The organism is Pseudomonas sp. GM79 (assembly GCF_000282495.1).
Taxonomy (GTDB): Bacteria; Pseudomonadota; Gammaproteobacteria; order Pseudomonadales; family Pseudomonadaceae; genus Aquipseudomonas.
Genome location: NZ_AKJE01000016.1, coordinates 1 through 8,549 on the forward strand (window position 1 = coordinate 1; position 8,549 = coordinate 8,549).

Annotated in this window: 4 protein-coding genes and 1 other RNA gene; all 5 read right to left on the minus strand. The window is 60.0% G+C overall.

Going from position 1 to position 8,549, the window contains the following annotated elements:
- An RNA gene (ffs, locus tag PMI36_RS30200) (signal recognition particle sRNA small type) lies at window positions 1–66 on the minus strand; the annotation flags it as partial.
- A gap of 200 nt (window positions 67–266) precedes the next feature.
- Window positions 267–1,430: a zinc-binding metallopeptidase family protein gene (locus PMI36_RS26365; protein WP_008067905.1), complete on the minus strand. Its 1,164-nt coding sequence runs from the start codon at window positions 1,428–1,430 to the stop codon at window positions 267–269.
- Window positions 1,431–1,637: 207 nt separating this feature from the next.
- Window positions 1,638–3,995: an NAD-dependent DNA ligase LigA gene (gene ligA / locus PMI36_RS26360; protein WP_008067906.1), complete on the minus strand. Its 2,358-nt coding sequence runs from the start codon at window positions 3,993–3,995 to the stop codon at window positions 1,638–1,640.
- A 156-nt stretch (window positions 3,996–4,151) separates the two neighbouring features.
- Window positions 4,152–5,003 carry a cell division protein ZipA gene (gene zipA, locus PMI36_RS26355; RefSeq protein ID WP_008067907.1) on the minus strand — a complete coding sequence of 284 codons (852 nt, stop codon included), beginning with the start codon at window positions 5,001–5,003 and terminating at the stop codon, window positions 4,152–4,154.
- Window positions 5,004–5,261: 258 nt separating this feature from the next.
- A partial coding sequence (gene smc, locus PMI36_RS26350) for a chromosome segregation protein SMC (RefSeq protein WP_008067908.1) occupies window positions 5,262–8,549 on the minus strand: 3,288 nt, incomplete at its 5' end.

The following is an 8,549-nucleotide window of genomic DNA, read 5'->3' on the forward strand; positions in this document are numbered from 1 at the left end:
ACCGCTGCGGCTGCTCCCTTCCAGGCCTGACCGGGTTCACGGCTGATCGTTGCGGGGGGACCGATGGGGTCACCATAACGACGCTCACCTGACGGCGAGCCGCGCCATTGTACCTATCTGAGACGAAGTTACAACCGTTCGGGCAGATTAAAAAATATGAGCCGCTTCAAGGACATGCGCTGGCCTTTAAAAGATCGCAGCCTGCGGCAGCTCACATGGATCGGCGTACACCTGTAGGAGTTGCCGCAGGCTGCGATCTTTTGATCCTATTGCACCAACACCTCATCCGCCCTGCCACCCTCTTGCTGGATCACCAGGTGAATGAAGTGCAGCTTGGCAATCACCGCCGGCGGCAGGACGAACGGATAGAAATCCGGCTGGCCCATGCTGCGTGACAACTCGTTGAGCATGCCGGCCAGTTCGATCCATGCGTTGACGAACGACAGGAACGCCGGACCGCCAGGGTGCTGCGGGTCGAATAGCGAGCTCGGCGGAAACGGCTGGTAATCGAAATCCATTTCCTGAGCACTCATGCCAAACCCCAGGGCGGTGTCCACTGCATCCATCATGTGCAGGTAGTGAGCCCAGGTTTCCGCCCAGTCTTCCCAGGGGTGCATGGTGGCGTAGGCGCTGACGTAATGCTGCTGCCAGTCAAGCGGCGCGCCTTGCTGATAATGCCGCTCAAGGGCCTCGGCGTAGCTTGCTCGTTCGTCGCCGAACAGACCGCGAAACGGTTCCAGCCAATGACTGTTGGCGACCAGGTGATCCCAGTAGTAATGCCCTACCTCGTGACGAAAGTGACCGAGCAGCGTGCGATAAGGTTCGTGCATCTGCACGCGGACCTGCTCGCGATGGGCATCGTCGGCTTCCTTGATATCGAGGGTGATCAGACCGTTGGCGTGCCCGGTAGTCGGTGGTTTGCCTTCGACGTCGATACCGATGAAATCGAAGGCCAGACCGGTTTCTTCGTCCACGGTTTTCGGAATGACTGACAAGCCCAGGCTGATCAGCTGCGCCACCAGACGACGCTTGGCGATTTCCACTTTGCGCCAGCGCTCGTGATTCTCGGGGATCGACAGGTCGGGGATGGTGCGATTCAGGCTACAGGCAATGCACAAGGCATCGTGATCATTGGCCGGCAGCAGCCAGTTGCACGCAGCCGGAGAATCGAGATTGGCGCAGCGGCGGAACACACCCGCATCGGGATCGGCGTCGAGCAACCAGGTATCCGCTTGCGGGCCGGGCTGCAACGACGACAAGCGACTCTGCTGCGGCTGATAGCCCAGCGCTGCCGAACAGGCCAGGCACTGGCTGTTGCGAAAGAACAGCGACTGCCCACAGCGGCAATGCCAGACCTTGCTGTTGCGCGAACGCTCGCCCATGAAGGGTGCGGCGATGCGTGAACTGAGCTGTTCGAAGAAGCGGTACATGGCGATCTCTCCCTGGGGCCTGCCAAGACTAGATCATTCCTCCAACATGATCGTTCCACGTTCTTTGTGGCGAGGGGGCTTGCCCCCGTTCGGCGGCGAAGCCGTCGCAAAACCTGCTTGCGCGGTATGTCTGACAGATCGCGGTTGCTTGTTTTAGGGCCGCTACGCAGCCCAACGGGGGCAAGCCCCCTCGCCACAGGTTTAGCGTCAGATCGAGATGTTGTATTCCTTCAGACGAGCCACAAACGCCTCTTCATCCAGCACCTTCAACCCCAGCTCATTGGCCTTGGCCAACTTCGAGCCCGCGCCCGGCCCGGCGACCACGCAATGGGTCTTGGCCGACACGGAACCGGCCACCTTGGCACCGAGGCTTTCAAGTTTGTCCTTGGCGACATCGCGACTCATCAGCTCCAGCGAACCGGTCAGCACCCAGGTCTGCCCGGCCAGCGGCAACCCTTCGACGACTTTCTTTTCACTCTGCCAATGCATGCCGAAATCGCGCAGCTGCTTTTCGGCAGCCTCGGCGAGCTGACGATTTTCCGGGCCCGCAAAGAACTCGCGAACCGAAGTCGCCTGTTTCTCCGGCAGCGCCTGACGCATGTCCAGCCAATCAGCGCTCATCACCGCTTCGAGTGAGCCGAATTTGTCGGCGAGCTTCTGCGCCCCGCCCGGCCCGACCGAAGGGATGTGCAATTTGTCGAGGAAGCCGCCCAGCGTGGTACTGGCAGAAAATTCGGCACCCAACTCGCCCTGATCCTGAATCTGCATACCGTGCTTGAGCAGATCCGCGATCACCTGCCGGTTATGCGCGTCTTCAAAGAAGCTGTGAATCTCGTGAGCCACTTCCAGCCCGACATCCGGCAAGTACGTGAGCACTTGCGGCAACGCCTGCTGCACCCGCTCCAGCGAGCCGAGAGAGCGCGCGAGCACCTTCGCCGTTTCTTCGCCGACATCGGGAATGCCCAAGGCGTAGATGAACCGCGCCAGACTCGGCTGCTTGCTGTCTTCGATAGCACCGAGCAGGTTCTTGCTCGACAGCTCGGCAAAGCCTTCCAGGTCGACGATCTGCTCGAACGTCAGGGAATAGAGGTCAGCCGGCGAACTCACCAGACCTTCGTCCACCAGTTGCTCGACGCTCTTCTCGCCCAGCCCTTCAATGTCCATGGCGCGGCGCGACACGAAGTGAATGATCGCTTGCTTGAGTTGCGCACCGCAGGCCAGACGGCCGACGCAGCGATACACCGCGCCTTCGCTAATGGTCTCGCGCCCCTTGCTGCGCTTGACCAGTTGCGTGCGCTCGACATGAGAACCGCAGACCGGGCACTGCTCGGGAATCTGCACCGGCCGGGCATGCTCCGGACGGCGCTCGGCGACCACTTGCACCACTTGTGGAATCACATCACCGGCGCGACGGATGATCACCGTGTCACCGATCATCAGGCCCAGCCGCGCAACCTCATCCATGTTGTGCAAAGTCGCATTGGCCACGGTGACGCCAGCCACCTTGACCGGTTTCAAGCGCGCCACCGGCGTCACGGCACCGGTGCGCCCCACCTGGAACTCCACATCGAGCAGTTCGGTGAGCTCTTCCATGGCCGGGAATTTATGGGCAATCGCCCAACGCGGTTCGCGGGCGCGAAAGCCCAGTTCACGCTGGGACGCAATGCTGTTGACCTTGAACACCACGCCGTCGATTTCATACGGCAGCGCATTACGGCGTTCGCCGATGTCACGGTAGTAATCCAGGCATTCAGCGATGCCATTGGCCAGTTTCAGCTCATGACTGATCGGCATGCCCCAGGCTTTGAGTTGCTGCAGATTGCCGATGTGCGTGTCGGCGATATCGGCCGAAATCTGGCCGATGCCGTAGCAGCAGAATTCCAGCGGACGGTTGGCGGTAATCTTCGAATCCAGCTGCCGCAAGCTGCCCGCCGCCGCATTACGCGGGTTGGCGAAGGTCTTGCCGCCGACTTCCAGTTGCGTGGCGTTGAGCCGCTCGAAACCGGCCTTGGACATGAACACTTCACCCCGCACTTCCAGGGTCGCCGGCCAACCGGTGCCATGTAGCTTGAGCGGAATATTGCGCACGGTGCGCACGTTGACGCTGATGTCTTCACCAGTGGTGCCATCGCCGCGTGTGGCGCCGCGCACCAGCACACCGTCCTGGTACAGCAGACTGACCGCCAGGCCATCGAGCTTGGGTTCGCAGCTGTACTCCACCGCCCCGCCAGCGCCGAACAAATCGCCGACCGGCAAGTCCAGCCCTTCCGTCACCCGGCGATCGAATTCGCGCATGTCGGTTTCTTCGAACGCGTTGCCCAGGCTGAGCATTGGCACTTCGTGACGCACCTGAGTGAACGCCGACAGCGCCGCGCTACCGACACGCTGAGTCGGCGAGTCGCTGGTGATCAGTTCGGGATGGGCCGCTTCGAGGGCCTTGAGCTCGTGGAACAAGCGATCGTATTCGGCATCCGGAATGCTCGGCTCATCCAGCACGTGGTAACGATAGTTGTGCTGATCGAGCTCGGCGCGCAGCTCTAGAATGCGGTTTTTGGCGGCGGTCATGGGTGTTCTCTCATAAAGCAAAAGAGCAGCCGAGGCTGCTCTATCTCATCTCATCAAGATCAAGAGATCGCAGCCTCGTTTCACTCGACAGCTCCTACAGAAAATCGCGAACCCTGTAGGAGCTGTCGAGTGAAACGAGGCTGCGATCTTTTGACTTTAACGCTTCTGGGTCAAAGCGCGACGCTCGAACTCAACGATGCGCTGACGGTAGTGCTCAATCGTTTGGGCGGTCAGCACGCTGCGCTGGTCGTCCTTCAGTTCGCCGTTCAGCTCCTGGGACAGTTTGCGAGCAGCAGCGACCATCACGTCGAAAGCTTGCTTGGGATGACGCGGGCCTGGCAGACCGAGGAAGAAGCTCACCGCCGGGGTGCTGAAATGATCGATATCATCCAGATCGAAGACACCCGGCTTGACCGCGTTGGCCATGGAGAACAGGACTTCGCCGTTACCGGCCATGCTTTCGTGACGGTGGAAAATGTCCATCTCGCCGAAACGCAGACCGCTTTCCAGAATGTTCTGCAGCAGTGCCGGGCCCTTGAAGCCAGCCGGGTCGCGGCAGATCACGCTGATCACCAGTACTTCTTCGGCTTGCGGCTGATCTTTCTCGGCCGAGCTGGCAGGCTTGGTGTCATCCGGGAAATCGTCGTCACGGCTGTTGAAGCTCGGGCCGCCGTCCAGATCCAGATTGAGATTCAAGTCGCCTTGCGACGGCTCGCCATGGCCACGCTTGCCGCGCTTGGAACCCGACTCGCGAGGTTCACGGGCAGGCATGCTCACCGACGGCAGATCATGCTCGTCCAGTTGCGGTTCTTTATGGGTATCCAGCACGCGGGGCGGGCCCAACAGCTCGGCGCTGGTGTCCTCATCCGGCAAATTGGACAAACTTCGGTCAAGACGGAATTTCAGTTTTCCCTTGCCGCCGCGCATGCGACGCCAGCCATCGAAAAGAATACCGGCAATGACAATAATGCCGATGACGATCAGCCACTCGCGCAGACCGATTTCCATGTAATCCCGTGCCTCTATAAAAAATGCTGAAAAATAAGGGGTTTACATTGTGCAAACCGCTTTAAAACGTGGCGCCAACTCTATGTTCTGACAGGCGTTTTGCCCACGTATACGAAAAATTGACATTAAACTAGCACGACCAAAGGCAACTTTACACCGTCTCTCACAGTGGCTTGCGCGAATTATGTCGATTGGCCAGCAAGTTAAGGCAGGTAAAAAGCCCTACAGCTCAACAATACTTGCCCTACACGCAATGACTCAGGCGTCCACCATGGCCATCGCCTCCTCCACATCCACTGCCACCAGACGCGAACAACCGGGCTCGTGCATCGTCACCCCCATTAATTGATCGGCCATTTCCATAGCGATCTTGTTGTGGGTGATGTAGATGAACTGCACCGTCTGCGACATTTCTTTGACCAGCCGTGCGTAGCGTCCAACGTTAGCGTCATCCAATGGCGCGTCAACCTCATCGAGCATGCAGAACGGCGCCGGATTCAACTTGAAGATGGCAAATACCAGGGCCAATGCGGTCAGGGCTTTTTCGCCACCGGAGAGCAAATGGATGGTGCTGTTCTTCTTTCCTGGCGGCTGCGCCATGATCGTTACCCCTGTATCGAGTAGATCTTCGCCCGTCAGTTCCAAATACGCGCGTCCTCCACCGAAAACTTTTGGGAAAAGGGCCTGTAAACCGCCATTGATCTGATCAAAGGTATCTTTGAAGCGGTTTCGGGTTTCCTTGTCGATCTTGCGAATGACGTTCTCAAGCGTGTCCAGCGCTTCCACCAAATCGTCGTTCTGAGCATCCAGATAACGCTTACGCTCGGATTGTTGCTGGTATTCGTCGATGGCTGCGAGGTTGATCGCCCCGAGGCGCTGAATCCGCGCGGCAATGCGCTCGAGTTCGTCTTCGGCGTCTTTCTCGTTGGCCCCGGCCAGCAGCGTGGCGAGCACGCCGTTGAGGTCGTAGCCGTCTTCGAGCAATTGATCCTGCAAAGTCTTGCGTCGCACCGTCAGCGCTTGCCATTCCATGCGCTGCTGCTCGAGCTGGCTGCGAATCAACTGGGATTGCTGCTCGGCCTGAGTGCGGCGCTTCTCGGCATCGCGCAGTTCGCGGTCGGCATCTTCCATGGCCATTTGCGCGGTCTTGAGTTCTTCGTCAACCGTCATGCGCTTGTCGAGCAGCTCTTCGAGTTTCAGCCGCAGCTCTTCCAGTGGCGCCTCGCCCTCTTCCAGATTGAGGCTCAACTGTTCGCGCTTCTCAGTCAGGCGCTCGGACTGCATTTCCAGCCGTTCAAGGGCCTGACGAGTGGAGTCGTGTTGCGCCTTCAGCGAACCGAGGCGCACCGCCAATTGATGCGCATGATCCTTATGCTGCCGGGCTTCCTGACGCACCCGGTCGAGGCGTTCGCGCAGGCTGTCGCGCTGGGCCAACAGCAACTCACGCTGCTCGGTGTCCAGCGCCATGCTGTCGAGAGCCTCCTGCAATTGCAGGCGCGCTTCGCCGATGTTTTCGTGTTCCAGGGCGCGCTGTTCACTCAACTCGGTGAGTTCTTCATCGAGACGGGTACGGCGTAACGTCAACTGCTCGACCTTGGCTTTGCCGGCGGACAGCTGGGCTTTCAATTCGCCTTGCTGACGGGCTTCGTCTTGCAGCAAGCGGCGCAAATGTTCGCGGCCGTTTTCCTGCTGACGCTGTTGCGCCCTGAGATTCTGAAGTCGGGTTTCCAGGGTTTCGACCGTGGCTTCGCGCTCTTCGCGTTCAAGGCCCAAGCGCTGGATTTCCTGGCCACGGGCGAGTACGCCGCTTTCCGCTTCGCTGGCCCGGCGCACACGTAAAAAGTGTCGGCCGACCCAGTAACCGTCGCGGCTGATCAGGCTTTGCCCGGCAGCCAATTGCCCGCGCAATGCCAAGGCTTGCTCAAGGCTGTCGACCGGTTTGACCTGTCCCAGCCATGGCGACAAATCAATCTGCGCCTCGACCTTGTCGAGCAAACTGCCGGGCATGCGCACGCCATCGGTGGCCGGGCTGAGGAGGCGCAAATCGCCTTGGGCAAACCCGGCCAGATCGAAATCACCGAAGTCATCCACCAGCACCGCTTGCAGATCGGCGCCGAGCACGGTTTCCACCGCCAGTTCCCAACCGGCCTCGACCCTCAGGCCTTCGGCCAGACGCGGACGATCCGCCAGATGCTGTTCGCGCAGCCATTCGGCAGTGCCGGTGCCCGGATCGAGTGCAGCTTGCTGCAAGGCCTCAAGCGATGCGAGACGCCCGTTGAGTCGCTGTAAATCACCTTGGGCTTGCTGCTGCGCCGAAAGCGCTTGCTGCAACTCCTGACGCAGTTGCTCAAGGCGTTCGACCTGAGCTTCTTCGCTGGCCTGCAAGTCTTCGAGCGTAGCCTCGGACGCAGCCAGCTGCTCGCTGAGTTCCATGATCGCCGCGTCTTCAGGATCCGCCGATAGCAACGCACGCTCTTCACCAAGACGCTTCTGACGATCGGCCAAACGTTCCAGGCTGGTTTCCAGCTGCTGGATCCGCGACTGCTGAACTTCAGCCTGACGACGTGGCTCGGCGGCGGTGAGGTTGAACGTGTCCCACTGCTCCTGCCAACCGTGCATGGTGGTTTCGGACTCTTCCAATGCCGCGGCGGCTTCTTCGGCGGCGGCGCTGGTGACTTCCTGTTCCGGCGTGAGCATGTCCAGCTCTTCGCCCAAGGTCAGCAGCAAGGTGCGGTCGTGGCCCAAGTGCGACTCGGTTTCCAGCCGCGCACGCTCGGCTTCTTTCAGGTCGTCCTGCAATTGGCGCAAACGCTGCTGACCGTGCTGAATGCTCTGCTCGACCCGGGCGATGTCGCCGCCGACCGAATAGAAACGTCCCTGCACCAGATTGAAGCGTTCGGACAGGTCGTGATGACCGTCACGCAGGCGTTCGATGGCCGCGTCGGCATTGCGCTGCTCGGCCACCAGGGCTTCAAAGGTGATTTCCTGGGTGCCGATGATCGACTCGCGCTGGCCGACCTGTTCGTTCAACGCCTGCCAGCGCAGAGCCGACAGCTGGGCCTTGAGCTGGCGCTCTTCGCCTTTGTATTCCTGATACTTCTTGGCGGCCTCGGCCTGGCGGTGCAAGCGTTCAAGCTGACGCTCGAGCTCTTCGCGCAGGTCGGTCAGGCGGGCAAGGTTTTCGTGGGTGCGGCGGATACGGTTTTCAGTCTCGCGCCGACGTTCCTTGTACTTGGAAATACCGGCGGCTTCTTCGATGAAATTGCGCAGGTCTTCGGGCTTGGACTCGATCAGCTTGGAGATCATGCCCTGTTCGATGATCGAGTAGCTGCGCGGGCCGAGGCCGGTACCCAGAAAGATGTCGGTGATATCGCGGCGGCGGCATTTGGCGCCGTTAAGGTAGTAAGTGGTCTGACTGTCGCGGGTCACTTTGCGGCGAATGGAAATTTCCGCATAGGCCGCCCATTCGCCGAGCAGGGTGCCGTCGGAGTTATCGAACACCAGCTCAATGCTCGCCTGACTCACCGGTTTACGGCTGGTCGAGCC